Source organism: Pseudomonas sp. P116 (genome assembly GCF_020149425.1).
GTDB lineage: Bacteria > Pseudomonadota > Gammaproteobacteria > Pseudomonadales > Pseudomonadaceae > Aquipseudomonas > Aquipseudomonas anatoliensis.
Genome location: NZ_JACVHB010000001.1, coordinates 622344 through 648994, shown reverse-complemented (window position 1 = coordinate 648994; position 26651 = coordinate 622344). Strand labels below are relative to the sequence as shown.

Below are 26651 nucleotides of genomic sequence, written 5' to 3'. Positions count from 1 at the left end.
GGATCGGGATTCCAATAAGCAGTATCCAGGCCTCTCTACCTTAAACATCAGGGAAACACGGAAGATGAGTCACCCCTCACAGTTCAACCTGCTGCGCACCCGGCGCTTCCTGCCGTTCTTCATCACGCAGTCGCTCGGCGCGTTCAACGACAACGTGTTCAAGCAGTCGCTGATCCTCGCCATTCTCTATCGGCTGACCATCGAAGGTGACCGTTCGATCTGGGTCAACCTGTGTGCGTTGCTGTTTATTCTGCCGTTCTTCCTGTTTTCGGCGCTGGCCGGGCAGTTCGGCGAGAAATTCGCCAAGGACGCGTTGATCCGTCTGATCAAACTGGCGGAAATCGCCATCATGGCTGTGGGATCCGTCGGTTTCCTCTTCGATCATCTGTCGCTGATGCTGGTGGCATTGTTCGCCATGGGCACTCACTCGGCGCTGTTCGGGCCGGTGAAATATTCGATCCTGCCGCAGGCCTTGCGCGAAGAAGAACTGGTCGGCGGCAATGGTCTGGTGGAGATGGGCACGTTCCTGGCGATTCTGGCAGGCACCATCGGCGCCGGGGTCATCATGTCGTCGACCCACTACGCGCCGCTGGTGTCGATCGCCATCGTCGGCATTGCAGTGCTGGGTTATCTGGCCAGCCGCAGCATTCCCCGCGCGGCGGCTTCATCCCCGGACATGCGCCTGAACTGGAACATCTTCAGTCAGTCCTGGGCCACTTTGAAACTGGGCTTGGGCCAGACGCCGGCGGTGTCGCGCTCGATAGTCGGCAACTCGTGGTTCTGGTTTGTCGGGGCGATTTATCTGACGCAGATCCCGGCCTACGCCAAGGAGTGGATGCACGGCGACGAAACCGTGGTCACCTTGATCCTCACCGTGTTCTCGGTCGGGATCGCGCTGGGTTCGATGCTCTGCGAGAAGCTATCCGGGCGCAAAGTCGAGATCGGTCTGGTGCCGTTTGGTTCGTTCGGTCTGACTGTATTTGGCCTGCTGCTGTGGTGGCATTCCGGCGGAATTCCCGACAGTGTCACTGGCCATAGCTGGATTGAAGTGCTGAGTTTCGGCCACACCTGGGCTGTGCTGTTCGACATTCTCGGCCTCGGCGTTTTCGGTGGTTTCTATATCGTGCCGTTGTATGCGTTGATCCAGTCGCGCACTGCCGAGAACGAGCGGGCGCGGGTGATCGCAGCGAACAACATTCTCAACGCACTGTTTATGGTTATTTCGGCCATCGTGTCGATCATGCTGCTGAGTGTGGTCGAGCTGTCGATCCCGCAACTGTTCCTCGTGGTGTCGCTGCTCAACATCGGCGTCAATGCCTACATCTTCAAGATCGTCCCCGAGTTCAGCATGCGTTTCATGATCTGGCTGCTCAGCCACTCCATGTACCGCGTCGAACATCGCAACCTGGACGCGATTCCGGATGAAGGCGCGGCGTTACTGGTGTGCAATCACGTTTCGTTCGTCGATGCGTTGCTGATCGGCGGCGCAGTGCGTAGGCCGATTCGCTTCGTCATGTACTACAAAATCTACAACCTGCCGGTGCTGAACTTTATCTTTCGCACGGCGGGGACAATTCCGATTGCCGGCCGCAACGAAGACATCCAGATCTACGAAAAGGCCTTCAGTCGTATCGCTCAATATCTGAAGGACGGTGAATTGGTGTGCATCTTCCCTGAGGGCAAGTTGACGACCGATGGCGAGATCAATGAGTTCAAGGGCGGGCTGACGCGGATTCTGGAAGAGACACCGGTGCCGGTGATTCCGCTGGCGTTGCAGGGGTTGTGGGGGAGTTTCTTCAGTCGCGATCCGAACAAAGGCGTGTTTCGGCGGTTGTGGTCGCGGGTGACGCTGGTGGCGGGTTCTGCTGTTGCGGTGGAAGCGGCTGAGCCGTTGAAGTTGCAGGGGTTGGTGGGGGAGTTGCGTGGCACCGTTAGATAAAAAGTGATTGTGTCGTCCCCATCGCGAGCAGGCTCACTCCTACAGTTTGGAATGCATTTCCCTGTAGGAGTGAGCCTGCTCGCGAAAGCGGTAGCGGCCTAAGCGCTGACCTTAAGGCCAATCAACCCGGTAATGATCAACGCCACACTGGCCAGCCGAATCAGCGCCATCGACTCACCAAACAGAATGATCCCGGCAATCACCGTGCCCACGGCACCGACGCCCGTCCAGATCGCATAGGCCGTACCCAGCGGCAATTCCTTCATGGCAAGGCCCAGCAAGCCAAGGCTGATGGCCATGGCGGCAATGGTCAGTGCGGTGGGGAGTGGACGGCTGAAGCCATCGGTGTACTTGAGGCCGACGGCCCAGCCGACTTCGAACAGGCCGGCGAAAAACAGAATGATCCAGGACATGAAAGACCTCCATCGATTGACGGGGTCGTCCCCAGATTAAAACTCGATCGAGCCGCAGGGTCGTCCCCGCGTTGCGCAACATATTGACGAGCATTAACCCGGGGATCAAGTTCTGAAGTCAGTCAGCCGCCTGTCGGGCCAACGTTTCGCGATCGTCCTTCTCGCTCATTCGCCGGAAATACGTCGACAGCAGCGCCCCGGAAATATTGTGCCAAACGCTGAACAACGCGCTCGGTACCGCCGCCAGTGGCGAAAAGTGTGCACTGGCCAGCGCGGAGCCCAATCCCGAATTCTGCATACCCACTTCCAGTGCCAGCGATTTGCGCTGCGCCAGCGGCAAGTTGAACAAACGCCCGGTGAAATAGCCCAGCAAGTAACCGAAGCTGTTATGCAGCATCACCACCGCCATGATCAACACACCGGATTCGGCGATCTTCGCCTGACTGGCCGCCACTACGGCGGTGACGATGATCACGATGCTCACCACCGACACCAGCGGCAAAACATCCACCGCATGACGAACCTTGTCGCCCAGCAAACGTTGCGCAACCACGCCAAGAACAATCGGCAACAGCACCACTTGCAGGATCGACCAGAACAGCTCCATGAACGACACCGGCAACCACGCCGAGGCCAGCAGCCAGATCAGCGCCGGGGTCAGCAGCGGAGCGAGGAGGGTGGTGACGGCGGCGATGGCCACCGACAACGCCAGATCACCGCGGGCCAGCCAGGTCATCACATTGGACGACGTGCCGCTCGGACAGCAACCGACCAGAATCACGCCGACGGCGATCTCCGGTGGCAGATGAAAAATCTGGCAGAGCAACCACGCCATGCCCGGCATGATCACGAAATGTGCGACCACGCCCAGCGCCACACGCCAGGGTTGGCGGGCGACGGCGGCGAAGTCATCAAGTTTGAGAGTCAGGCCCATGCCGAACATCACCAGCCCGAGCAGCGGCACGATCGCGCTTTTCAGGCCGAGGAACCACGCCGGTTGCAGGAAGGCCACAACGGCGAAAATCAGAACCCAGTAAGCGAAGGTGTTGCCGACAAAGCGGCTGAGTGCAGCCAGTGCGCGCATGGCTTGTTCCTTGTTATGTGAAAGCGTTAGGAAGCTAAGCATACGTCGCCAGCAAAAAGATCGCAGCCTCCGGCAGCTCCTACAGGAAAAATGCATTCCAGTTGTAGGAGCTGCCGAAGGCTGCGATCTTTTAAGCTTTCACACAAAAGGCAGGTCAGATCCCCTGCGGAGTCTCTTCGCCACCCAACGCTTCAACCAGCGCCGGCAGGAAGTCGCCGAATGTCAGCATCATCAGTGTGAAGCTCGCATCCAGCTGGCCGAGGGCCTCTTCGCCGCCGTCCTGTTCCGCCTGATCCTGCAACAGATCTTCGAACTTCAGGCGTTTGACGGTCATCTTGTCGTCGAGCATGAACGACAACTTGTCCTGCCAGGCCAGCGACAGTTGAGTAACGACTTTGCCGGTGCTCAGGTGCAGCTGGATTTCTTCGCTGGTCAGGTCCTGACGCTTGCAACGCACGATACCGCCGTCTTCGTGGGTGTCGCGCAGTTCGCACTCGTCCAGCACATAGAAGTCGTCGGCGGCTTTCTGCGTGGTGACCCATTCGGTCATGGTCGCGGTTGGCGACATTTTCACGGTCAACGGCCGAACGGGCAGAGTGCCGATCACTTCACGCAGGGTCGACAGCAGGTCTTCGGCGCGTTTCGGGCTGGCCGAGTTGACCAGGATCAGACCCTGTTTCGGTGCGATGGCAGCGAAGGTCGACGAGCGACGGATAAAGGCGCGCGGCAGGAAGGCCTGGATGATTTCATCCTTGATCTGGTCGCGTTCCTTCTTATAGACCTTGCGCATTTGCTCGGCTTCGATCTCTTCGACCTTTTCCTTGACCGCATCGCGTACGACGCTGCCCGGCAGAATGCGTTCTTCTTTACGCGCAGAGATCAGCAGGAAATCACCGCTGACGTGCACCAGTGGAGCATCTTCGCCTTTGCCGAACGGCGCGACGAAACCGTAGGTGGTCAACTCCTGGCTTGCACATGGACGCGCCAGTTTGGTGGCCAGTGCAGTTTCCAGCGCCTCGGCATCGACAGGCAGGTCTTGGGTCAGGCGATAGATAAGCAGGTTTTTGAACCACATGGGGTGAGTCTCTCCTTTATACAAAGGGGGGCATTATTGTCTTCGCCGTGGCATAGGCCAACCCTTCTCTAAGCCTTTGGAAGGCCTCGGAAAATTATTTAAAAAAGTGCTTGCCAGAGGTGGGGTCGCTCCGTAGAATGCGCGCCACACCGAAGCGAAGGGTGATTAGCTCAGCTGGGAGAGCGTCTGCCTTACAAGCAGAATGTCGGCGGTTCGATCCCGTCATCACCCACCATTCGTTTCATGTGTTACGCGCAGCGGTAGTTCAGTCGGTTAGAATACCGGCCTGTCACGCCGGGGGTCGCGGGTTCGAGTCCCGTCCGCTGCGCCATATTCGGTAACCTGGAACGCTGAACGCCAGGTCACCACGGAAAAACCCGCCAAGGCGGGTTTTTTTCTGCTCCAAGGTTGTACCCGCGGGATGTGTCGTTTCACCGGTTTTCGGATTTATTTGAAAAAATATTCAATTAAATCAACACGTTACGAAAACTTGTGGCATAATGCGTCCCGTAACGAAGCGAAGGGTGATTAGCTCAGCTGGGAGAGCGTCTGCCTTACAAGCAGAATGTCGGCGGTTCGATCCCGTCATCACCCACCATTCGTTTCAAGCGTTTCGCGCAGCGGTAGTTCAGTCGGTTAGAATACCGGCCTGTCACGCCGGGGGTCGCGGGTTCGAGTCCCGTCCGCTGCGCCATATTCGGTAATCTGGAACACTGAACGCCAGATCACCACAGAAAGCCCGCCTAGTGCGGGCTTTTTGCTGTCTGGCGTTTGAGTATTTTTCGCTGCGTATATCTATGTAGTGCCTGCCAGCCAAGCCGCTTTCGGACAATGGGCAACGATGTTCATGACTCATTTCGCGTCATGACTCCGTTCAATAGCCTACCGAGAGACTGACCCTATGCCTGAAAGCACTGCTGTAGAAACCCCCAAATGTCCGTTGAACAAAAAAAACCTCCTTGCGCAAAATCCGGCGTTCCGGACGTCGGACGACGCTGCCGCGTATTTGCATCGATTGGAGTTCGAATCCAATACCGAGGTGCGCTGGTACATTCTGAAAAATGAGCAGGGACAGTACGTTTGTAAAGAGTTTGCTAAACCCTTAACAGAAACATGGCCTCCATCTACCATTTTCAAAAGTCCGCCCGGTCATTCGATCGAGGCAAGTTTTCATCGGAATGTACCCCTCTCGCCCAACACGTTTAATACTCTTGAGGAAGAAAGTACTCGCAACGAATTCTTCAGGATTTACGATGTGTGGCTTGTTACACACTCCGAGCGCCAGTGTTCCAAGTGTTACGTGTCGTCAGATGGCGGTCTCCTCTCATACACATCCACCTCATCGGCATACGAAGAAGAGCTCACTCCCATCATCAGCAACGGCGCTAACGGACTACCTCAGCTGTTTCGGGCAAAGTATGAGAAAGGTTGGCTACCGGCCAGTATCTGGATCCTGTTGGCAATAGCCGCGGGTGAAGTCGCCACGGTCGTAAAAGGTGATAAGTGGGTTCACCGGGGGGAACTGACGCCAGACTGGAACTGGGACGATGAAATCGATCCGGAGCAGGAAGCTGATAAGCCACTCGTCGAACTCATGCCTGTTTGCGGGCCTATCCTCAAGGATGTCACGGGCGTCGCGAATTACCTGCGAATGCAGCAAAAGTCTTGCTCGTCTTCCGGACAAGCCGTCGGCATCGTTCTCAAACACAAGAACCGTGACGAGTATCTTGTAACCGCTGGCGAATTCACCGATTACGCCAGTTTCGATCGTGCGGTGATCTTCCCCAAGGATGTCCATGGCAATCCACTGCTTCCTGATGGCTTCCAGGTAGATGGCTTTTATCACTCGAGCAATCCATTGCCCCTGGACCGTTTACCCCCGCAGGATGTTGATCTCTACAAAAACTTTTTCTCGCCCGCCGACCTGAAAGTCGGGCTGCAACGACTGAACGCAGCACCCCATCAACAACTGTATCTGATCACCCCCGACGGTGCGGTTCTGAGCTTTTCCTTTCCCAACGTGCTCATCAGGCGACTGATCGCCGAAATGTCGGAGGACTTTGAGGAGGATCTGATCGAGGGGGTGACGACCCCGCGGATGTTTGTCGACAAAGTCGTATACGCAGGAGAGTTGGATGTTCTCTTGCCAAGCAAGGCCTGGCCGACTGTCGGCCAGGTCTTCCCATCGGCCCCCAGGGAGGCTAAATGCCGTCACTCGGCAGGAAAGATCCTTCGACATTGCGCTGATGACGGTAGTCGCTGACTGCTTCGTAAACCGCTTTGCGCAACCGATTGATCCCGCCGATAGGCCGATGCGCTTCAATTCCGAACCACGGATTGAACGACAGGTTATCGCAGGCCAGATTCAGCGCCGGGTTATCGAAATCCTGCGGTGGCAGGGTGATCCGCGCGACCGTTTCGAAGGGCGAATCCTGTTCGCGCCATTCGATGCTGGTGTCCTCGATCGGCATGTAATCATGGGTATCCTGACGCTGAATCTGCAGCACGAAGCAGGCGGGTACGCGATCTGTCGACAGCTGTTGATTCAACGCGCTGCGCAGAAAGTTCGGCAGGTCGTGATTCTGTTTAGGCAACTTGTAAGCGGGGCAGTTATCCGGATCGGGTGCTACACGAAACTTTGCATTCGCCTTACCGAATTTGTAGGGCGAAACCGAGAAGTATGTGGTCGCCGTCGGGCTATCCGGCGGCGGCGACAATGTTGCCAGCGCAATAAACAAATGCCTGATCTGCCAGGTGCGCGGATCCCACCCGGGGAAAAACGCCATGACCTTTTTGCCGTCAGCCTGCGCGGCCACATTCTGACGGTACTCGGCGACATCGCTGACAAAGAAATTCGGGTGGCTGAACATCACGAAGTCTTGTTCATGTTGTTGCTGGCGGTTGTCGAGCAATTGTTTGCCGGCAACGTCGAACAGTTTGATCGCCATGCCTCGGGCATCGCGCATGCTGTCGAACTGCGGATAGGCGTTGCCGTTGGACAAGCGAATCATCGCCTGCCAGGTTTTACCCGGCTCGCTGAACACGCCTTGTCGCAATGACTGAGTCAGTTCCGGCAAAACCTTCACTTCAGCTTTTACGCAACCATGTGCCTTGGCGTGAGCATCGCGCAGATAGCGTGTGCCTTCGCGGTGTTGATCGACAATGCGCACGGCCGTCTGGATCACGTCCTGAGTCATGCCTGCTTCACTGGCCGGGACCTGCTCCAGTGCCGACACCGGGCCACGATGCTGCCAGGCGAACCATGCCGTGGCGACGGCCCAGCCGAGCACGCCGATGACGAGCAGGATCAGCAGGGTTTTGCCCAGCAAACGGCCTAGCCATAACCAGATTCGGGCCAGTACCGGCAGTTCTTTTTTAAAGGTCGAAATCATGGCAATTGCGCCTCCAATGGGCCGCCGAGAACTTTCAGGTATTCCAGCAATGCCCAGCGCTCCTCAGGTTGCAGCAGTCGGCCGATGACGCCATTGCCACGCGCGCCGGCGCGGAATTCATGTCCGCTGTTGCGATTGCCGCTGATGCGCGTATCGAAAAGGAAACCATTGGTGAAGGCTTCGGTGCGATATCCCAAGTGCCGCGGGTCGTATTCGAAGGTGCCTTTATAGAAGGTGGTAGCGCGCTCATCCTGCGGCGACAGCAACTGATAAAGGTTTGGCACTGAGCCGTTATGCAGAAACGGCGCAGTGGCCCAGACGCCGGCCAATGGACGCGCCTTGTAGGCGAGCTTTTCGCGCACGCCGATGGGCAGACCGAAACCGTCGAGGCGGGGTTTCTCTTCAGGGCTGACGTTTGCCTCGCGATAGGCACGGTTTTCGACGAATGCAGTGACGTACGCCAGACCTTTGGCCACCGACAACTGGCTCAGATCCAGCGGCTCTTTGGGCGAGGGATGCAGTTTCACGTCCATTTTTTCCAGCTCCTGCAAATTCCATTGCAGGGCTGTCAGGTCGAAACGGTGGCTGGCAACGTTGTTGGCCGCGTTCGAATCGGTGCCGATCACCGCGACGGGCAACATGTGCAAATGCTGCACCCAGCGGTCGCCTTCCTGGGCCTTGCGCGGGACGTGGCAACTGGCGCAGTTTTCGGCAAACAGCGTACGGCCCTTGCCGGCCAGCGGCTTGTCGACGGCACCGAACAAGTCTTCGGGCCAGGTGGGTGGTTGCAGGCGTTGCAGGGTTTCTTCGATTTTATGCAGGTCGCGCACGCGCACGCTGGAGGCGTAGCGATCATCGCCTTGCAGCGGCTGGCCGTTGGCATCGAAGAAATTCAGAGTCGCGCCGACGCCCAAAGCCTCGCCAATATTGCGCGCCATCGGTTGTTGCGCCGAACCGTTCCACTGCACCCAGTCGAACGTCCACATGTCCCACAGTTGCGGGTAGTCCACTGGCGCGTTGGCCACTCGATAGTTGGCGGGGGAAATGGCGTCGCCGAATGTCGCGTTGGCAATTCGCCCGAATGCATCGGTACGGCCGGGGCCTTCCTCGGTTGGGTAGAGGCCGCGGTGAGTGTCGTTCCAGGCGACTTTCACGAAGGTGTCCAGCGAGGCTTTGAAATCATTGCGCAGCTGTTCGTGACGGGCGTCGTAGTCATTGCCCAGAACACTTCGGGCGAAGCGTTCGAATTTCCACGGGTTGTAGTAAGTCGAGGTCAGACTGGCGACCAATGCCTGTCCGAAACTGCCACCGCGTAATGTAGGAACGCTGGAAGGCAAGACATGCTGTGCCGTACCGCCGTCGATGCGCACAGCCTGACCGTTGAATCGCAGTTCACCGGTGTGGCAAGCCGCGCAAGTTATGTCCAGATATTGCTCGGAGTTGCCAGGGTTCTGGTGTCGCGCGAAACCGATCGGAAGGTTGCCGGGGTTGTTTGACGTGGCTTTCTGCTGCGGATCAATCAAAAAGCCAAAGCGCGCGAGGTATTCCGGGGAGGCGAAACGCTGCTGCGAGAATGGCAGCTCCAATGCCTGGAACCATTCATAGCGCAGCCCTTTGACCTGTGTGCCCTGGGGCGTGAAGTAATAGGTCTGCCGCTCCTGTTCAGTCCACTGATTCAGGTAATGCACCTGCTGGGCGGGGATATAAACGGGCAATTTCGGGTTGGCGACGTAGTACAAAACCACCGCCAGGACGAGTCCCAGCAGGAGCGCGATCAGGGTCAGCACACGGAGTAAGAGGCGCAAGTTAAACATCCTTGTCAAATTGTTGCGCTGTTATGCCTGAGCCTGACCTTATGCGGCAAGTGGCCATTACGCCAGATGTTGGAGCAAGGAGAGTCGGTCGTTGTCGGCGGCAGATGACAGAAGCTTCATCGTGTCTGCGCCCCAATGCGTTTTAATCCCTGAACTTATCGGAAGTTTCCTGCTCTCATGCCGGTAGCCATTGGTCGTGGCGGCCTGATAAGCTCGCGGCTTTACTCGATTGCCCTTTCGGCGCATGAACAAGGAAATAGCATGAAACAGCATCGGTTGGCGGCGGCGGTAGCCCTGGTTAGCCTGGTACTTGCGGGTTGTGATTCGCAGACCAGCGTAGAGCTGAAAACCCCGGCGCAAAAAGCTTCCTACGGTATCGGCCTGAACATGGGCAAGAGCCTTGCTCAGGAAGGCATGGATGATCTGGACTCCAAAGCGGTAGCCCAGGGCATCGAAGATGCCGTCGGCAAGAAAGAACAGAAGCTGAAAGATGAAGAGCTGGTCGAAGCTTTCGCCGCGCTGCAAAAGCGTGCCGAAGAGCGCATGGCCAAGATGAGCGAAGAGTCGGCATCCGCCGGCAAGAAATTCCTCGAAGAAAACGGCAAGAAGGCGGGTGTGACTACCACCGCTTCCGGTCTGCAATACGAAGTGGTCAAGAAAGCCGACGGCGCACAGCCCAAGCCTACCGACGTAGTGACCGTTCACTACACTGGCAAGCTGACCAATGGCACCGTATTCGACAGCTCCGTCGAGCGCGGCAGCCCGATCGATCTGCCGGTGAGCGGCGTGATTCCGGGTTGGGTTGAAGGTCTGCAACTGATGCACGTTGGCGAGAAGTACAAACTGTACATCCCTAGCGATCTGGCTTACGGCGCGCAATCGCCAAGCCCGGCAATCCCGGCCAACTCGGTTCTGGTCTTCGACCTGGAACTGCTGGCCATCAAGGATCCAGCCCAAGAAGACGCCGCTGCCAAGTAACCGGTAACGGCTTCGACAACAACGCCTCGCTTATGCGGGGCGTTGTTGCATCTGGACCTTGACAAGGGTAAACAGAGCGAACCGATGCCGGTCAGAAGAGTCATAGCCTTTAAGGCTGCCCGCACTAGACGCCCTGAGCCGCCAAGTCAATGAAATATTGGGGTTTTTTATGTGAGTAAAAAACGCCCGATCTGAGCGCAGCCCTTATAAAACGGGGCTCTCAGCGCGCAAATGCAGCTCTGTTCACAAGGTTATCCACAATTTGTGTGGATAACATTTCAACGGGAGGAATAGATGAAAGCTCCGTGGAATTTCGCTCGATTCCTGCCTCTGGCTGGCCGTCTGCTGGCTCGCGGTCGTCTGCCGACCTTGCTGTTCGCCGTGGCCAGCAAAGGCGCCGCGCAAGGCAATCGGCTCGGCAAGCTCAAGGATGATCTGCGTTTGCTCCAGGCATTGTGTCTGGCTTACTGGCGCGGTGATTATCGGGCGATCAGCGGCAAAGCCCTGGTGTCAGTAGTCGCGGGCCTGATGTACTTCCTCAGTCCGGTCGACGCGATTCCGGATTTCATCCCGGTATTTGGCATGCTCGATGACATCGCTGTCCTCGCCTGGTTGATGAAAGTCCTCGACGATGAACTCAATGCCTTCCGGCTCTGGCGCAATCGTCAGCATCCGGAAAAACTCGCGGTCGCCGAACGCTTGCCCGATACCCCCGAACAACTTCAGCTCCAGGGTCCGAAAAAGCCCTGATTCAACCAGCCTGCGCACAGATAGATACCCCTCGCGACCTTGGCCGCTGTTAGGATTACACTTCTAGGGAAAAGCGCCGACTCGCTAAGTGTTGTTGTCCTACGGGGTAGACATGGATATTCAGATAATTGCACGCGATGGCGAGCCCGAATACGCGGTTCTGCCTTGGGCTCAGTATCAGGCTCTATTGAAAGCAGCAGGCATCAAAGAAGCACCGTCGCGGCAGGCTCCAGAGCCGCTCGCGGCAACACCGGACCCGATTCTTCCAGGTCTGGATCAACTCCGCAGTTTGCGCGAAGGGAAGGGCATCGCCATCGAGGCGCTGGCCCGCACGGTAGGCATCAGCCCGTCATATCTGGCCATGATCGAAAGTGGCGAGCGTCTGCCAGACGCCGCGATTCGTCGTAGCCTCGCTTGGGAGCTGACGGTGCCAGGGTGGAGGGATGAATCGTGAGCGTACGCATCAGTCGTCAACATTGGGACGGATTACTCGGGGAGCTGGATCAGGCGCGCCGCCAGCGTCATCTATTGACCTACCGCGCGTTGCTTGAACGGCTGCAATTGCCGACACCGGCGATGCAAACCTTGACCGCCGCGCTTGAGCATCTGGCCGCGCTGGATGCCAAGGCTGAACAGCCGTTGCGCAGTTCGCTGGTTATCAGCCAGGGCGCGAGTCGTTTGCCGCGCACCGGGTTTTTTGAATGTGTCGAACGTCTGGGGCGGTTTTCCGGGCCGTCCGATGGCGTTGCCGCAGCGTCCTGGCATGCATCGGAAGTGGTCAGGGTTTTCGAATATGAATACCCGGAATCAGCGGAGGCCTGAGTGTTTTTACGACTCAAGGCGCGAGCCAGTTATTGGCTGGCTCGCAGGCTGTTTCACTGGTCATGGTTTGTGCGCCAGCCTCGCGGGTGGCGCTGGCTTGAAGGTCAGTTTGCGCGCATGGCCAACCTCGGCGATGTCGGCGCGCAAAGCTTCTATGGCCACATCCTGACCTTTCGCGGTGTGGGGCTGGGAGCGCGTGAAGAAGGCGTGCGCCTTTTGCGGTTGGCGGCTCTGGCCGGCGATGGCAAAGCGGCCTATCAAGTCGGCGTGATCAGTCTCGCTGGCACCGCGAGCAAAGCGCCAGACCCTGACGAAGCTGCGCGCTGGTGGGGTATGGCCGCCAAGGCCGGGCACCCGTTGGCCGAGCTTAAATTGAAAGAGCTGGGTGCTGGAGATTCAACGCAGTAAATCCAGTTGTGTCGTCCGATAAACGGGGCGTGAGGGAAACCTCACGCCCCGTTTGCGTTTTGTTTGTCCGTTTAGGTTTTTGCTGCTTTGCAGATAAGTCCTACAGTCATCGCCTACTTGCCTGACTTCTTTTCTGACTGATCCCCCGCACAGTTCCCGCGCCTAATTTTTGCGCGAGGGAACGCTCATGTTCGACCCGGTCATTCAGTTCATCTCGCACAGCCGCGTGCGTTGATGGAAGCCATCACCCGCATCGAGCAAGCACTCGACAGCTTTCCAGACACCCTCAGTCTTTACCGCGAACAGCTCAAGCATTGGGCCAGCCGCACCGCCGATACCGTCAGCCACGCCGCTGATCTGCCCTCGCTGGTAGGCATGGAACGGTTGATCCGCTTCGGTGAAAACAGTACCGCCGTCAGCAGCAGCGACAACAAATTCTTCTCCAATGTCGTCCAGTGCCCGAAGGGCGGATTGATGTTGATCGAGAGCAAGTTCGAATCGGTCTACGACATCCCGTTGGGCAATATCGTGGTCGATGTGGTGGCGGTGGATGGCGGCGAATCGACGCCCGTCACCCTCGATGCCGAAGGCAAAGGTGTATTCGAAGGCACACCGGGCAAGTTCTATCGCGTGCATGTGCATAGTGAAGTCAGTGAGGATCAGGTCGAGGAGCTATTCAAGTCCTACGACGGCTTGAGCGGTGAACTGGATGGCTGGTTGCGCAGCGAATGGCATGGGTTCAAGCCGCAGTGGTCGCAGTCGGTGGCGACGGCGGCAGGCAACGGCATGTTGGCCGGTAGTTGGGCGGCGATCGAAGGGGTGTGGGACAGCATTGGAATGCTGTCGGACATTCTCAAGGATCCGGGCAAGTTTGCGGAGCAGTTGGGCAGTGGCGCGACTGACCTGATCAATCTGGCTAAAACGGCTCCTGAGGTCATGGAGCAGCTTCAGTTGCTGGTCAGTGACGAGGCCGCGCTGTGTTTGCTGTTACGTACCGCCAGCCTTTGGCTGGAGATGCTCCCACCCAGTGAAGTCGCCGGCAAAACCGCAGAAGCGGTGTCGATGGTGATGGTGCAGGTGCTGATCGATGTGCTGATCGCCGTCGCACTGACGTTCGCGAGTGGCGGCGGCGGAATCGCTTATCTGACGCTACGGCTGGCAGGTCACGCGGTTCAACTGCTGTCGGCGCTGGTGCGGTTGGTGAAGGCGATGTTCGGCATCGTCAGCGGCTTCATCAAGTACGTTGATCAATACAAGACCGTTGCCGCGCGCGGGATCGCCGCCAGCGTGAAAAAAGGCCGGATGCAATTGCGCTGGAATGCCAAGCGCAACGCCTCGTTGAAGCAAAACGAACACCACGACGATTCGCCGGATCAGGCGAAAAATCCCAATGGCGACAGCGCCGATTGCGTGTCACTCACCTGCAGAGACGGCTGCCCGGTGTCGATGGTTACCGGTGAGGAACTGCTGACTCTGAGCGATGGCGTGCTTGATGGTTTGTTGCCATTCGAGTTCACAAGGCTGTATCGCACCAGTGCCGCCGAGATCGACCTCGGGCTGGGGTTTGGCTGGAGTCATTCGCTGGCGCATCGACTGGAGTTCGATGGCGACTGTGTTGTCTGGGTTGACCATGAAAACCGGCGTACGCGGTTTCCGTTGCCGAGTGTTGAGCGGCCGGCGATCCATAACAGTCTGTCGCGAGCGGCGATCTTTCTCGGGGATGAACCGGAGGAATTGATCCTCGCGCTGGCGGGGGATGTGGCGCGGTTTTATCACTTTCGCGCCGGGCGGCTGACGGCGATCAGCGATGCGTATGGCAATCGTCTGCGCATTGTTCGGGATCGGCAGGATCGGGTTCAGCGTCTGGACAACGGCGCGGGTCGGGCGCTGTTGTTGCGGTATGACCGGGCGCATCTGATCGCGGTTGATTACCAGCGCTTTGACTCGGCGCTGAACCTTGCCGAGCCTTGGCACACCGAACACACCCTCGTCAGTTATCGCTACGACGCCTATCAGCATCTGGTCGAGGCGCGTAACGCGGTCGGCGACAGCGAGCGTTACGACTACGACGATCAGCACGTCATTCTCCAGCGGCAACTCACGGGCGGCGCGAGTTTTTTCTGGGAGTGGGAACGCGCTGGCAAGGCTGCACGTTGCGTCAGGCACTGGGCGTCGTTCTCGCAAATGGACACGCGTTATGTCTGGCATGACGACGGCAGCGTCGTCGTGCATCACGTCGATGGCACCGAAGAAACCTACGTCCACGACGACCGTGCACGACTGGTGCGCAAGGTCGAGGCCGACGGCGGCGAACACCTCAAGACCTACGACGCTGCGGGCCGCTTGGTCGCCGAGCAGGATCCCTTAGGCGCCGTCACCGAATACCGCTACGACGATGTCGGACGGCTGATCGCGCTGCTTCCGCCAGACGATGTGCCAACGTCCTACGAGTACCGCAACGGTTTCCTGCACAGCCGCTCACGTGGCGACGCGGTATGGACCTACCGGCGCAATGCTCAGGGCGACGTCACTGAAGCGGTCGATCCTGATGGTCAGGTCAGCCATTACCACTACGACGCTCGCGGGCAGTTGCTGTCAATCCGTTACCCGGACACCAGTCGACACGTGTTTGTCTGGAACCCCCTCGGCCAGTTGGTTGAAGAAACCCTGCCCGATGGTGGTGTGCGACGTTTTTCCTACGATGCGCTAGGGCGGCGGAGCACGACTCAGGACGAACATGGCGCGATCACGCGTCAGCACTGGGATGCCGTTGGCCGACTGATCCAGACGACTTCTCCGACAGGCGCCACCCGCGCCTACAGCTACGGCGCCTACAACCAGGTTACTGCCGAGCGCGACGAACTCGGGCGTATCACTCGTTTCGAGTATGACGATGACCTGCACCTGGTTTCGCGCCGGATCAACCCCGACGGCACGCGGGTGCAGTACCGCTACGACCATGCGCAACTGCTGCTCACCGAAATTGAAAACGAGTCCGGCGAAAAGTATCGACTGGACTACACGCCGACCGGACTGATCCGACAGGAAACCGGCTTCGACGGGCGGCGTACAGGGTATGCCTATGACCTCAACGGTCATCTGCTGGAAAAGACCGAATTCGGCGATGACGGCTCGGTGTTGGTCACGGGCTATGAGCGCGATACGGCCGGGCGCCTGCTGGTCAAGACCTTGCCTGACGGGATCAAGGTCATCTATCAGTACGACCGCCTCGGTCGGCTGACTGGCGTCGACGACGGTCAGAAACATCCGTTGGCCTTCGAATACGACCTGCAAGACCGGCTGATCACCGAGCACCAAGGCTGGGGCACGCTGCGTTACGCCTACGACGCCTGCGGCCAGCTCAAACGCATGCGCCTGCCGGACAACAGTAAGCTCGATTATCAGTACGCCAAGGGCGGCGCGCTGACCGCCATCCACCTCAACGGCGCGCCGCTGACGCAACACCTCTATCAGTCGGGCCGCGAACAACAACGTCAGCAAGGCTTGCTGCTCAGCGAATATGCCTACGACGATCAGGGCCGCCTGCTCGCCCACGCCGTAGGCCATCAGCACGATTCGCTGTACCGCCGCGATTATGCCTACAGCGCCAACGGCAATCTGGAGCACATCGCCGACACTCGCCACGGCCAGCGCACCTACGGCTACGACGCCCTCAATCGGCTGATCCGCGTACGCCACTCACGTGACGAACTGCCGGAATCCTTCGCCCACGACCCGGCCGGCAACCTGCTCATGCAGGACCGCCCCGGCCCCACACAGATCAAGGGCAACCGCCTGCTGATGCAGGGCGATCGCCACTACGACTACGACGCCTTCGGCAACCTGATCCGCGAACGCCGCGGCACCGCGCAGAAACTCGTCACCGAATACCGCTACGACTGCCAACACCGCCTCATCGGCCTGACCCGCCCCGACGGCAAAACCGCGACCTACCAGTACGACGCCTTCGGCCGGCGCATCCGCAAAACCGTCGACGGCGAAAAAACCGAGTTCTTCTGGCAAGGCGACCACCTCGTCGCCGAAAGCAGCAACACCCAGCACCGCAGCTACGTCTACGAACCCGGCACCTTCCGCCCGCTGGCACTGCTCGACGGCAAAGGCCCAAAAAAGGCCTGCCCGTTCTACTACCAACTCGACCACCTCGGCACCCCACAAGAGCTCACCGACTACAGCGGCGAAATCGTCTGGTCAGCGCAATACGACGCCTACGGCAAAGTCGCCGCGATCACCCTGGCTGGCGAGGAATACCTGGATCAACCGCTGCGCTTTCAGGGGCAGTATTTCGACGCGGAAAGCGGCCTGCATTACAACCGGCATCGGTATTACGACCCAAGGCTTGGACGGTATCTGACGCCGGACCCGATCAAGTTGGCGGGAGGGTTGAATCAGTACCAGTACGTGCCGAATCCGACGGGGTGGGTGGATCCGTTGGGGTTGAGCTCCAACTGTCCGCCGTCAGCACCGCGTCGTCCGATGCGGTACGAGGCTGGTCGCGTGGTCGTCGAAGAGGGCGCGCCCCCGCTGCCGAAAATGACGGCGCAGGAGCGACGGGCGAGGCTTGATGAGGTGGCTGAAGAGAATGCGAAGCGTCGGGTACATGAATATGAAGAACTCTATGATATGCACACTGTAAAAAAGCACAGTTCCGAAATTCCCGATCGAGCCCTTCAGCAGCGTGGCATTAACGGAGCAGATCCTCACACCGGAATTGTCCCAATGCGTGCCAGAGGAAATCTTAGCTCGCAGTTTCATAACTGGCGGATGCATCTGGGCGCTTTGAATAAAGCGATGACAAAGGATAAAGATGGTTTAATTATGCACACAGGGGAAGATCAAAGGCGTAATCCAATAGTTAGGTTGGAGTTACCTGGAGCGGGGCGTGGGTATAAGTCAAATAGGGCAGATGAGCAAAATCCAAGCCTCAATGAAGATATGAATTGGTTTGAAGTGAAATTCGATCAGGAAAATACACAGAGGCCATTTACAGGGTTTCCTGCTGAGGGTAAGTAATGTTGAAACATCCTTTTTTAAAAGAGCCTTTTGAACCAGGGTTGATGTGGTTTATTGGTATGTTCGATGTTTATGATCGAGAAGAAACTCGAGGTGTAGAGCTCGGGGTCTACAACCCCAATGAGTCTGGTGATCGGGAGGTTCTGATCAGAAAGTATTGTCTGAATCTGCCGTACCTCTCCTATAGGCATCGGCTGGTATTACTTGAATACTTGAAAGCAAAACTAGAAGATCCAACATACGACTTTCAGCTTTTGTTCGAGATCGACCCGTGCGAAGCCGCAAGTTGGCCTCGTGGAGAGTGGGACTCAATGGATAATCCACGCGGTTTTTTCTTGGATATCTATAAGTTGGCGATAGAGGTTTGGGAACTGGATCTTGCAAAAGCCGCTAGTGAAGATCGTTCTGTATGGTAGTTTTGGAGTTGTTCGAAACATCAACGATGGCCAGAAACGAGCGCTTCGGTAAAGGGTAGAACATTCATACTTTCGATAACATGCACGCTATACCCGGGAACATTCTTGGCATGATGCTTCGCCTGCGAAGCCATCTCCGCAAGCTGACTGGCATCAAGGTGCGCGCAGGCGTCGGGTTGTAGATGCACAACACCGATGGACAGTGACAACAATGGAAACTCCTGCCGCACTCCTTGGCGATTCGGGGCGATGAAGCAGCCAGCCTCCAGATGTTCGGGGCGATAGAAGCGGCGGCATTGGCTTTGGAAATCATCCAGCAATTGATTGAGCCGTTTGCGCCAGTCTTCGGGGCCGAGGACTAGGAGGAAGTCGTCGCCGCCGATGTGGCCGACGAAGTCGCGGGACGGGTCGACGCGTTCGTTGAGGCATTGCGCCAGGCACAGCAGGACTTCGTCGCCGCGGCCGTAGCCGTAGATGTCGTTGAAGGGTTTGAAGCTGTCGATGTCGACGTAGCAGATGACCGACTCGCGGCCTTGCTGCAGTAGGCGGGTCAGGCATTGCTGGATCGGCACGTTGCCGGGCAGCAGGGTCAGCGGGTTGGCGTAGCGCGCCTGCTGGATTTTCAGTTCGGTGATCAGTTTCAGCACGTCGATCACCCGGCCGAGGCCGAGGTAGCCGCCGTTGAGGGTGATGATGAAATCTTCTTCGATGCGTTGACGGGCGCGGCTGGTGATCAGGCGGCTGACCTGCTGCAGCGACTGGCTCATTTCTACGGCGAGGAAGTCGTCGTTCATCAATCGGCTGATCGGTTTGCGTGCGAACAGGTCGGTGGCAAACGGCTTGAGCAAGGCATCCGACAGGGAGTGGCGGTGGACGATGCCACACGGCTGACCTTGTTCGTCGAGCACTGCCAGCGAGTTGAGATTGGCCTGGCGGCGGAAGGCTTCCAGCACGGTGGCGGTCGGGGTATCGCGAGGTACGGCGGGTTGATCGTTGAGCAGAGCGCTGAGGTCGCTGCCTTCGTCGTTCAGCGCTACGGCGCTGCTGTCGTGTTTGGGCATCAAGGCCCGGGCATCGCGGGGTGGGTGCTCTTGTGGGCGGCCGAGCAAGTAACCCTGCACCAGGTCGACACCCATTTCAGTCAGCACCGCCAGTTCTTCCGGCAGTTCTATACCTTCGGCAATGACCTGCGCCCGTGAGGCTTTGGCGATTTGCAGGATCGACCCGACGAACTCACGCTTCAAGGCATCCTGATGAATTCCGTCGATAAAGTGCCGGTCGATTTTCACGTAATCCGGGCGCAGTTCCGACCACAGGCGCAGGCTCGAATAGCCGGCACCGAGGTCATCCAGTGCAATCGAAAACCCCATCGCCCGATAGTGATGCAGCGCAGTTTGCAGCAACTGGAAATCGTCGATCGGCGTCTGCTCGGTGAGTTCGATTACCACTTGGCTCGGCGGAATGCCGAAGTCCTGCAGCAATTGCAACGTGCGCCCCGGCTGGTGCGCGGCTTCGAGCAAGGATTCCGGCGAGACGTTAAGAAACAGCTTGCCCGGCAGTTGCTGCTCGTTGAAACGGCGGCAAGCGCTTTGGCGGCAGGCGATCTCCAGTTCGCTCAGGCGCCCGGCCTGACGCGCAACGGCGAACAAAGCGATAGGCGAATGCAGCGGGCTGTTGGACGGGCCACGGGTGAGGGCTTCGTAGCCGAGAATGCGGCGCTCGGAGAGACAGATGATCGGCTGAAACAGGCTGTGTAATCCGCTTTGAGTCAGGATCGAGCTCAAGGCACTCAGCTGTTCGGTCGTGGTCATGGCAATCTCTGGCGATAAAAAAAGGACTGGGAGCGCTCTCGATGAAGAGAGTGGCTCCCAGTCCTTTATTGCACGACAGAATGATGACTGTTTGATGACGATCCGGGGATCGTCAGCATTAAATCGCCATCACCTTACTTCTTCGCGACCTGGTTGCTCAGCTTCAGGTAGTCCAGCAGCACGCGCCCGGTTTCGCTCAGGTAAGCGTCGTCTTCTGGTTTGACCTTGTCCGGCTCGGCTGCGGCGAGAGCATCCTCGTCTTCTTTCTTCAGCTCTTTGAGCGGCTCTTCGCCCTTGGCCTTGCGACGGATGTTCTCCATCACCAGTTGCTTGGCATCGATGTCGGCATGCTGGGCACGGCGGTCGGCTTCGTTGAGGCTGACGGTTTTTTCCAGCATCAGTTTCTGCGCCAGGGCCAGCTTGTCACGGATGAACACGAACTCGGCATCCTTGGCGGTGCGCGTGTCATGTTCGGACTTGAGCTGTGCCAGGTACGGTTTGAACGGATCGGCTGCCGGTTTGATCGCCGCGCGGATGGTATCCCACGGCATGGCTTCCGGCAGGGCGCTCTCGCCGATTTCCTTGGTGTCGATCAGCGACGGGTAGTCGATGTCCGGCAGGACGCCCTGATGCTGGGTGCTCTGACCGGAAACCCGGTAGAACTTGGCTAGGGTCAGTTTCAGTTCGCCATGGTTCAGCGGCTGAATGGTCTGCACGGTGCCTTTACCGAAGGTCTGGCCGCCGATGATCAGTGCACGGTGGTAGTCCTGCATGGCGCCGGCGAAGATCTCCGAAGCCGAGGCGGACAGGCGGTTGACCAACAGTGCCATCGGACCTTTGTAGAACGCGCCCGGGTTTTCATCTTCCAGCACGTCGACGCGGCCATCAGCATTACGTACGAGGACGGTCGGGCCCTTGTCGATAAACAGGCTGGTCAGCTCGGTGGCTTCCTGCAGGGAACCGCCGCCGTTGTTGCGCAGGTCGATAACCACGCCGTCGACTTTGTCTTTCTGCAGTTCGGTCAGCAGTTTCTTGACGTCACGGGTGGTGCTCTTGTAATCCGGATCACCGGCACGGAACGCCTTGAAGTCGAGGTAGAAGGCTGGAATCTCGATCACGCCGAGTTTGTAATCCTTGCCGTCCTGTTTCAGGTTCAGCACGGATTTTTTCACGGCCTGATCTTCGAGCTTCACCGCTTCACGGGTAATCGGCACGATCTTGGTGGTCTGGTCGTTCGGTGCATTGCTGGCCGGAATCACTTCCAGGCGCACCACGGTGCCTTTCGGACCGCGGATCAGCTTGACCACTTCGTCCAGACGCCAGCCGACCACGTCGACCATCTCTTTGTTGCCTTGGGCAACACCGATGATCTTGTCGGCCGGAGCCACCATTTTGGTCTTGTCGGCCGGGCCTGCTGGCACCAGACGCACGACTTTCACCTGATCGTTGTCGCTCTGCAACACGGCGCCGATGCCTTCGAGGGACAGGCTCATGTTGATGTCGAAGTTCTCCGCGTTATCCGGCGACAGATAGTTGGTGTGCGGATCGTAGGACATGGCGAAGGTGTTGATGTAAGCCTGGAAGATGTCTTCCGGACGGGTCTGGTCCAGACGCGACAATTGATTCTTGTAGCGCTTGGTCAGGGTTTCCTGGATCTGCTTGGGCTCTTTGCCGGCGATCTTCATCCGCAGGACTTCGTCCTTGACGCGTTTGCGCCACAGGTCGTCGAGTTCGGCGGTGGATTTGAGCCAAGGTGCGTCCTTGCGATCAATCAGCAAGGTTTCCTTGGTGTTGAAGTCCATCTTGTCGACGCCTTTGTTCAGCTCGGCAAGGGCGAAGTCCAGACGCGATTTGACGCGATCCAGATAGCGCTTGTAGATGGTGAACCCGGCGTTGAGGTCGCCGCTTTTGAGGAAGTCGTCGAACTGGGTCTTCCACTTGTCGAATTCGGCGATGTCGCTGGCCATGAAGTAGCTGCGCGACGGATCCAGCAGCTTGAGGTAGCTGTCGTAGATGATCACCGAGCGTGCATCGTCGAGCGGCGGCTTGCTGTAGTGGTGACGCTTGAGCAACTCGACGACGTTCAGGCTGGCGATCACTTCGTCGCGATCAGGCTGTAACTTGTCCCAGCTGTTGGCTGCGAATGTATTGCCCGACACCGGCAACAGGCCGATACCGATGAAAAGTGCTAGGGCGGTGCTGGGGAGCAAATGCTTCATGCTGATTCGACGCGGGGACAATTGATAACGCATATTAGGCCGTCTTTGAAGTCGCCGGTTCTACAAGAGCCGGTCGCATAATGCAAAAAGCCCGGCGCTACAGCTTCGGGCTCAGTCCAGACTCACTATGGAGGCACTGTGAAGGCATTGCAAGGCGTGGAAGGTCAAGTGGCATGGGTTGAAGAGCCGAGTCCTACATGTGATGTAGGACAAGTTCGCATTCGTGTGGCGGCAGCGGGCCTCAATCGAGCCGATTTATTACAGAAGGCAGGGCTTTATCCACCACCGCCAGGTGCCAGCCAAGTACTCGGTCTTGAGTGCTCGGGGGTGATCAGCGAGGTCGGCGCAGGTTCGTCCTGGCAGGTAGGCGACAGGGTCTGCGCCTTGCTGGCCGGGGGCGGGATGGCCGAAGAGGTGGTGGTCGACGGGCGGCATGTGCTGCCGGTTCCGGAAGGTGTTTCGCTGATCGAAGCGGCGGCATTGCCTGAGGTTTACGCAACAGTCTGGCTGAATGTGTTTCAACTTGCGGCGCTCAAACCGGGTGAGAAAGTTCTCTTGCACGCCGGAGCGAGTGGAATCGGTTCAGCCGCCATTCAGCTGTGCAAGGCGTTCGGCAATCCGTGCTGGGTCAGCGTCGGTTCGGCCGAGCGATTGGCCTACTGTGAAAGTCTGGGGGCGCAGGGCGGGGTAGTGCGCACGGATGATCTGGAAAGCTTGCGCGACTTTGGCCCGTTCGACGTCATTCTCGATCCGGTCGGTGGCAATTATTCGGCGCTGAATCTCAAGCTGATGGCGCTGGATGGACGCTGGGTGTTGATCGGTCTGATGGGCGGCCGCGAGGCCAAGCTGGATCTGGCGCAGGTGTTGGCCAAGCGCGTGCAACTGCTCGGCTCGACGTTGCGCAGTCGTAACGATCAGTTCAAGGCGGATTTGCTGAGTGACCTAGGCCAGCATGTGTGGCCGTTGTTTGCCGAAGGACGGTTGAAACCGCAATTGGCAAAGGCTTTTCCGGTGAAAGATGCGGAGGCGGCGTTTGCGGAGCTGGCGAGCAATACCGTTTCGGGGAAACTGGTGTTGGTGATTGACGACAGCCTTAGCTGAAGAACGGCAAGATCAAAAGATCGCAGCCTTCGGCAGCTCCTACATTGGCAAAGTGAACGCCCTGTAGGAGCTGCCGAAGGCTGCGATCTTTTGTTTTTTACTTCCAGATGTGGATTGGCCAGCCGGCCTTTTCGGCATGCTCAAGCAACACTGGATCCGGGTTGACCACGTGCGGGAAATCCACCTTCAGTAACAACGGCAGGTCATTGCGTGAGTCGGAATAGAAACTCGCGCCCTCCAGATTTTCTTCTTCGGCATCCAGCCATTCCAGCAAACGGGTGATCTTGCCTTCGCGGTAGGTCAGGGTCCCGACGGTGTTACCGCTGTACACGCCGTGCGCGACTTCCAGTTCGATGCCGAGAATTTCGTCGATGCCCAATCGATCGGCAATCGGCCTGACCAAGTGCGTGCCCGATGCCGAGATCACCAGAATCCGGTCGCCGGCCTTGCGGTGGGCGGCGATGGTTTTGGTCGCGTCGCTGAAGATGATCGGCTCGATGAAGTCTTCCACCCACGGGCCGACCAGGTGCTCGACCTCTTCCGGCGTGCGGCCGATCAACGGCTCGAGGCTGAACTCCATGTAATCTTCCATGCGCAATTTGCCATGGCTGTAGGCATCCATCAGCTCGTTGTTCTTGCGCATGAACGACTCGGGGTCGACCCACCCCAAGCGTCCCATCTGCTCGCTCCAGAGGGTGGCGCAGTCGCCGTGAATCAGGGTTTCGTCCAGATCAAAAATTGCCAGGGCCATCAGTGCGATTCTCTCTTCAACGTCAGCAAAGTCATCAGGCTACCTCACACAGGGCCGTCGGATCGATGGAAAGCGCCAGACGCTGACCGTCGGGATGCAGATCGGCGGCCGAGCGATTGAGCACATCCACTACCAGTTCCACGCCGCGCGCTTCGACGCGATAACGGATGACGTTGCCAAGCAGGCTGTGGCTGCGTATCTGCGCGTCGAGCTCGCCGTTGAGGCTCAACTCGATGGCCTCCGGGCGAATGGCGATGCGGTGATTGATCGGGCGCTGCAACAGCTTCGATGCTTCATCGGCGTCGAGCAGGTTGTAGTTACCGATGAAGCCAGCAGCGAACACATCGACTGGCGCCGTATACAGGGTTTCAGCATCGCCACTTTGTACGATTTTTCCCTGATTCATGAGGAAAATCCGGTCAGACATGGTCAGCGCTTCTTCCTGATCGTGTGTGACGAAGATTGTGGTCAGGCCAAGTTCGCGCTGGATCTGACGAATCTGCTCGCGCAGGTGTTTGCGAATTCGCGCATCAAGCGCCGACAGTGGTTCATCCAGCAACAACAGTCGCGGGCGAGTCACCAGCGAGCGGGCCAAGGCAACGCGCTGGCATTGGCCACCGGACAGTTGATGCGGATAACGGCCGGCGAAGTCGTTCAGTTCAACAAGTTTCAACACCTCGGCAACCCGTTTGTGGCTGTCGTCGGCGTTGACCTTTTGCATGCGCAGGCCGAACGCGACGTTCTGCTCCACGGTCATGTTGGGGAACAGCGCATAGCTCTGGAACACCATGCCGATGCCACGCTTCTGCGGACTGAGCGGCACGATATCGACGCCATCAAGCAATATCTTGCCGCCATCCACCGATGTCAGGCCGGCGATGCAGCGCAGCAGGGTGGATTTACCGCAACCGGAGGGGCCGAGCAGGGTGACGAATTCACCCTTGTTGATTTCGCAGTCGATATCGCTGAATACGGTAGTGCCCGCATAACTTTTCTGCAGATGTTGGACGCTGACATAGCTCATTCGCTTTTGTCCTTGTTCAAGATGTTGGCGATCCAGGTCAGGACCAGCACGAATAAGAAGTAGGAGATAACCAGCGCACTGGTGAAGTGACCGCTGCTGTTGCGCATGTTGTTCAGATAGACCTGCAGGGTTTCGTAGCGGGTGCCGACGAGGATGTTGGCAAACACGAACTCACCGAACAGGAACGAGAACGACAGCAGCAACGCCACCATCAGGCCTTTGCGCAGGTTCGGCAGTACCACCAGAATCGCCGCCTGAAAGGTGCTGGCACCGAGCAGTTGTGCAGCGTCCATCAGGTCGCGCAGGTTGATCGCTTGCAGGTTGTTGGTAATCGCCCGGTACATGAACGGCAGCGCCACGGTGAAGTAGCAACCGATCAGAATCCACGGCGTGCCCACCATCGCCATCGGCCCGGAACCGTAGAGTTGCAACAGGCCCACCGACGACACCACTGGCGGTACCGCAAACGGCAGCAGGATGAGGATGTTCATCAGCGCATCGAGTTTCGGGAAGTGGTAATGCACCACGAACAACAGCGGCAGGATCAACACCACCGACAGCACCAGCGCGCCGACACACACCAGTAGCGACTGGCCGAAGGCGTGGAGGAAGCGCGGGTCGCTCCACAACTGGAGGTACCACTTGAAGGTAAAACCGCTGGGCAGAATGGTCGCTGACCAACTGCTGGCAATCGAGTAGATCAGCGTGCCCACCAGCGGCAGCAAGAGGATGGCGAACAGCAGGTAGACCACGACGCGGTGGTAGACGCCGACCGGGCCGGATTCAACGCGAGACATGGTAGCTCCTCTTCAACAGCAGTTGATGCACGACGGTGACGATGGTCATCAGCGCGACCAGCACCACGGCCAGCGCACTGGCCAGATTCGGATCGAGCGAAATATCGCCGGACACCATCGCGGCAATGCGGATCGGCAGCACGTTGAAGTTACCCGTCGTCAGCGCATACACCGTGGCATAAGCGCCGAGGGCGTTGGCCAGCAGGATCACGAAAGTACCGAGCAGTGCCGGGGTCAGCACCGGCAGGCCGATGTGTCGCCAGAACTGCCAGCCGTTGGCGCCGAGCAGTGCGGCTGACTCGCGCCAGTCTTCGCGCAAGGCGTCGAAGGCCGGGTAGAGCAGCAGCACGCCGAGGGGAATCTGGAAGTAGGTATAAAGGATGATCAGCCCGGTTTTCGAGTACAGGTTGAAGTCCTCGATGATCCCGGCCTGTTTAAGCATGATCGTGATGCTGCCGTTGAAACCGAGCAGGATGATGAAAGCGAAAGCCAGCGGCACACCCGCAAAGTTGCTGGTCATGTTGGCGAAGGCATTCACAAAGTTGCGCAGTTTCGAGTCAACCCGGCGTAGGGAATACGCACCCAGTACCGCAATGATGATGCCGAATACGCTCGACCAGAAACTGATCTCGAGGCTGTACTGGATCGCCTGCAAATAGAATTTTGAACTGAAGATTTTCGTGAAGTTTTCAACGCCCCAACCGAACTCTTCCGATTGCAGGCTGTTGATCATCACCCAGATCAGCGGGGCAATTTCGAAGACGATAAAGAATAAAGCGAAGGGCACCAGGCACAGGGCTGCCAGCCATTTGCCGCGAGTCATTGA

General features: G+C 58.1%; 21 protein-coding genes and 4 tRNA genes. 14 read left to right on the top strand and 11 right to left on the bottom strand.

Features of this window, described 5'->3' with window-relative positions:
* Positions 1–64: 64 nt before the first annotated feature.
* A complete protein-coding gene (locus ICA15_RS03235; protein ID WP_210553657.1) occupies positions 65–1939 on the top strand; it encodes an MFS transporter in 1875 nt (624 codons plus the stop codon).
* Between the two features lie 98 nt (positions 1940–2037).
* Here ICA15_RS03235 and sugE read toward each other — a convergent pair whose 3' ends face one another.
* From sugE to rdgC, 3 genes are all read right to left on the bottom strand, one after another.
* Positions 2038–2352, bottom strand: a complete 315-nt coding sequence (gene sugE, locus ICA15_RS03230; protein ID WP_095191834.1) for a quaternary ammonium compound efflux SMR transporter SugE — start codon at positions 2350–2352, stop codon at positions 2038–2040.
* 118 nt (positions 2353–2470) lie between these two features.
* Positions 2471–3436 (bottom strand): bile acid:sodium symporter family protein, encoded by a 966-nt coding sequence (locus ICA15_RS03225; RefSeq protein ID WP_210553656.1) that lies wholly within the window; start codon positions 3434–3436, stop codon positions 2471–2473.
* A gap of 154 nt (positions 3437–3590) precedes the next feature.
* Positions 3591–4511 (bottom strand): recombination-associated protein RdgC, encoded by a 921-nt coding sequence (rdgC, locus tag ICA15_RS03220; RefSeq protein ID WP_042558339.1) that lies wholly within the window; start codon positions 4509–4511, stop codon positions 3591–3593.
* A 159-nt stretch (positions 4512–4670) separates the two neighbouring features.
* Here rdgC and ICA15_RS03215 point away from each other — a divergent pair.
* The 5 genes from ICA15_RS03215 to ICA15_RS03195 all read left to right on the top strand — a co-directional run bounded on the left by ICA15_RS03215 (position 4671) and on the right by ICA15_RS03195 (position 6774).
* A tRNA-Val gene (locus ICA15_RS03215) sits at positions 4671–4746 on the top strand.
* A 19-nt stretch (positions 4747–4765) separates the two neighbouring features.
* Positions 4766–4842, top strand: a tRNA-Asp gene (locus ICA15_RS03210).
* Between the two features lie 191 nt (positions 4843–5033).
* Positions 5034–5109 (top strand) — tRNA-Val (locus ICA15_RS03205).
* Positions 5110–5128: 19 nt separating this feature from the next.
* Positions 5129–5205 (top strand) — tRNA-Asp (locus ICA15_RS03200).
* A 207-nt stretch (positions 5206–5412) separates the two neighbouring features.
* Positions 5413–6774 (top strand): hypothetical protein, encoded by a 1362-nt coding sequence (locus ICA15_RS03195; RefSeq protein ID WP_210553655.1) that lies wholly within the window; start codon positions 5413–5415, stop codon positions 6772–6774.
* On the opposite strand, the gene ICA15_RS03190 is transcribed toward ICA15_RS03195, so the two are convergent.
* Positions 6713–7903 (bottom strand): catalase family protein, encoded by a 1191-nt coding sequence (locus ICA15_RS03190; RefSeq protein ID WP_210553654.1) that lies wholly within the window; start codon positions 7901–7903, stop codon positions 6713–6715. The two genes, ICA15_RS03195 and ICA15_RS03190, sit on opposite strands and share 62 nt — an antisense overlap.
* Complete coding sequence (locus tag ICA15_RS03185) at positions 7900–9708, bottom strand: di-heme-cytochrome C peroxidase (protein WP_210553653.1); 1809 nt, start codon at positions 9706–9708, stop codon at positions 7900–7902. The genes ICA15_RS03190 and ICA15_RS03185 overlap by 4 nt, the downstream gene beginning before the upstream one ends.
* A 270-nt stretch (positions 9709–9978) precedes the next feature.
* On the opposite strand from ICA15_RS03185, the gene ICA15_RS03180 reads away from it, so the two are divergent.
* From ICA15_RS03180 to ICA15_RS03150, 7 genes are all read left to right on the top strand, one after another.
* On the top strand, positions 9979–10695 hold the full coding sequence (locus tag ICA15_RS03180) for an FKBP-type peptidyl-prolyl cis-trans isomerase (protein WP_210553652.1): 717 nt from the start codon (positions 9979–9981) through the stop codon (positions 10693–10695).
* Between the two features lie 294 nt (positions 10696–10989).
* A complete protein-coding gene (locus ICA15_RS03175) occupies positions 10990–11445 on the top strand; it encodes a YkvA family protein (RefSeq protein WP_150618477.1) in 456 nt (151 codons plus the stop codon).
* Positions 11446–11557: 112 nt separating this feature from the next.
* The gene (locus tag ICA15_RS03170) at positions 11558–11899 is read left to right on the top strand and encodes a helix-turn-helix transcriptional regulator (RefSeq protein WP_210553651.1); all 342 of its coding nucleotides are present in this window, start codon (positions 11558–11560) and stop codon (positions 11897–11899) included.
* Positions 11896–12267: a hypothetical protein gene (locus ICA15_RS03165; protein ID WP_003223109.1), complete on the top strand. Its 372-nt coding sequence runs from the start codon at positions 11896–11898 to the stop codon at positions 12265–12267. The genes ICA15_RS03170 and ICA15_RS03165 overlap by 4 nt, the downstream gene beginning before the upstream one ends.
* Complete coding sequence (locus ICA15_RS03160; protein ID WP_150601260.1) at positions 12268–12675, top strand: sel1 repeat family protein; 408 nt, start codon at positions 12268–12270, stop codon at positions 12673–12675.
* Between the two features lie 234 nt (positions 12676–12909).
* On the top strand, positions 12910–17706 hold the full coding sequence (locus ICA15_RS03155; RefSeq protein WP_210553650.1) for an RHS repeat-associated core domain-containing protein: 4797 nt from the start codon (positions 12910–12912) through the stop codon (positions 17704–17706).
* Positions 17706–18122 carry a hypothetical protein gene (locus ICA15_RS03150; protein ID WP_210553649.1) on the top strand — a complete coding sequence of 139 codons (417 nt, stop codon included), beginning with the start codon at positions 17706–17708 and terminating at the stop codon, positions 18120–18122. The genes ICA15_RS03155 and ICA15_RS03150 overlap by 1 nt, the downstream gene beginning before the upstream one ends.
* Before the next feature lie 20 nt (positions 18123–18142).
* Here the strand turns inward: ICA15_RS03150 and ICA15_RS03145 are convergent, their stop codons facing one another.
* Both ICA15_RS03145 and ICA15_RS03140 read right to left on the bottom strand, forming a co-directional pair.
* Complete coding sequence (locus tag ICA15_RS03145) at positions 18143–19933, bottom strand: bifunctional diguanylate cyclase/phosphodiesterase (protein ID WP_210553648.1); 1791 nt, start codon at positions 19931–19933, stop codon at positions 18143–18145.
* 134 nt (positions 19934–20067) lie between these two features.
* Positions 20068–22152, bottom strand: a complete 2085-nt coding sequence (locus ICA15_RS03140) for a carboxy terminal-processing peptidase (RefSeq protein ID WP_191627742.1) — start codon at positions 22150–22152, stop codon at positions 20068–20070.
* A gap of 138 nt (positions 22153–22290) precedes the next feature.
* On the opposite strand from ICA15_RS03140, the gene ICA15_RS03135 reads away from it, so the two are divergent.
* Complete coding sequence (locus tag ICA15_RS03135; RefSeq protein ID WP_210553647.1) at positions 22291–23253, top strand: zinc-binding dehydrogenase; 963 nt, start codon at positions 22291–22293, stop codon at positions 23251–23253.
* Positions 23254–23350: 97 nt separating this feature from the next.
* Here the strand turns inward: ICA15_RS03135 and ICA15_RS03130 are convergent, their stop codons facing one another.
* From ICA15_RS03130 to ICA15_RS03115, 4 genes are read right to left on the bottom strand one after another with little or no spacing between them, the layout of a single operon-like run.
* Complete coding sequence (locus ICA15_RS03130) at positions 23351–24004, bottom strand: HAD family hydrolase (RefSeq protein ID WP_210553646.1); 654 nt, start codon at positions 24002–24004, stop codon at positions 23351–23353.
* A 34-nt stretch (positions 24005–24038) separates the two neighbouring features.
* Entirely contained in the window at positions 24039–25028 is a 990-nt protein-coding gene (locus ICA15_RS03125) for an ABC transporter ATP-binding protein (protein WP_150601267.1), read from the bottom strand.
* Positions 25025–25825, bottom strand: a complete 801-nt coding sequence (locus tag ICA15_RS03120; RefSeq protein WP_150595597.1) for an ABC transporter permease — start codon at positions 25823–25825, stop codon at positions 25025–25027. Before ICA15_RS03120 ends, ICA15_RS03125 begins: the two co-directional genes overlap by 4 nt.
* Positions 25812–26648 carry an ABC transporter permease gene (locus tag ICA15_RS03115; RefSeq protein ID WP_162184598.1) on the bottom strand — a complete coding sequence of 279 codons (837 nt, stop codon included), beginning with the start codon at positions 26646–26648 and terminating at the stop codon, positions 25812–25814. The genes ICA15_RS03120 and ICA15_RS03115 overlap by 14 nt, the downstream gene beginning before the upstream one ends.
* Between the last annotated feature and the right edge of the window lie 3 nt (positions 26649–26651).

Bases quoted from the DNA above. Each gene is read 5' to 3' on its own strand.
- ICA15_RS03235 (WP_210553657.1), top strand. From the start codon at position 65: ATGAGTCACCCCTCACAGTTCAACCTGCTGCGCACCCGGCGCTTCCTG.
- sugE (WP_095191834.1), bottom strand. From the start codon at position 2,352: ATGTCCTGGATCATTCTGTTTTTCGCCGGCCTGTTCGAAGTCGGCTGG.
- ICA15_RS03225 (WP_210553656.1), bottom strand. From the start codon at position 3,436: ATGCGCGCACTGGCTGCACTCAGCCGCTTTGTCGGCAACACCTTCGCT.
- rdgC (WP_042558339.1), bottom strand. From the start codon at position 4,511: ATGTGGTTCAAAAACCTGCTTATCTATCGCCTGACCCAAGACCTGCCT.
- ICA15_RS03195 (WP_210553655.1), top strand. From the start codon at position 5,413: ATGCCTGAAAGCACTGCTGTAGAAACCCCCAAATGTCCGTTGAACAAA.
- ICA15_RS03190 (WP_210553654.1), bottom strand. From the start codon at position 7,903: ATGATTTCGACCTTTAAAAAAGAACTGCCGGTACTGGCCCGAATCTGG.
- ICA15_RS03180 (WP_210553652.1), top strand. From the start codon at position 9,979: ATGAAACAGCATCGGTTGGCGGCGGCGGTAGCCCTGGTTAGCCTGGTA.
- ICA15_RS03175 (WP_150618477.1), top strand. From the start codon at position 10,990: ATGAAAGCTCCGTGGAATTTCGCTCGATTCCTGCCTCTGGCTGGCCGT.
- ICA15_RS03170 (WP_210553651.1), top strand. From the start codon at position 11,558: ATGGATATTCAGATAATTGCACGCGATGGCGAGCCCGAATACGCGGTT.
- ICA15_RS03155 (WP_210553650.1), top strand. From the start codon at position 12,910: ATGGAAGCCATCACCCGCATCGAGCAAGCACTCGACAGCTTTCCAGAC.
- ICA15_RS03150 (WP_210553649.1), top strand. From the start codon at position 17,706: ATGTTGAAACATCCTTTTTTAAAAGAGCCTTTTGAACCAGGGTTGATG.
- ICA15_RS03145 (WP_210553648.1), bottom strand. From the start codon at position 19,933: ATGACCACGACCGAACAGCTGAGTGCCTTGAGCTCGATCCTGACTCAA.
- ICA15_RS03140 (WP_191627742.1), bottom strand. From the start codon at position 22,152: ATGAAGCATTTGCTCCCCAGCACCGCCCTAGCACTTTTCATCGGTATC.
- ICA15_RS03130 (WP_210553646.1), bottom strand. From the start codon at position 24,004: ATGGCCCTGGCAATTTTTGATCTGGACGAAACCCTGATTCACGGCGAC.
- ICA15_RS03125 (WP_150601267.1), bottom strand. From the start codon at position 25,028: ATGAGCTATGTCAGCGTCCAACATCTGCAGAAAAGTTATGCGGGCACT.
- ICA15_RS03120 (WP_150595597.1), bottom strand. From the start codon at position 25,825: ATGTCTCGCGTTGAATCCGGCCCGGTCGGCGTCTACCACCGCGTCGTG.
- ICA15_RS03115 (WP_162184598.1), bottom strand. From the start codon at position 26,648: ATGACTCGCGGCAAATGGCTGGCAGCCCTGTGCCTGGTGCCCTTCGCT.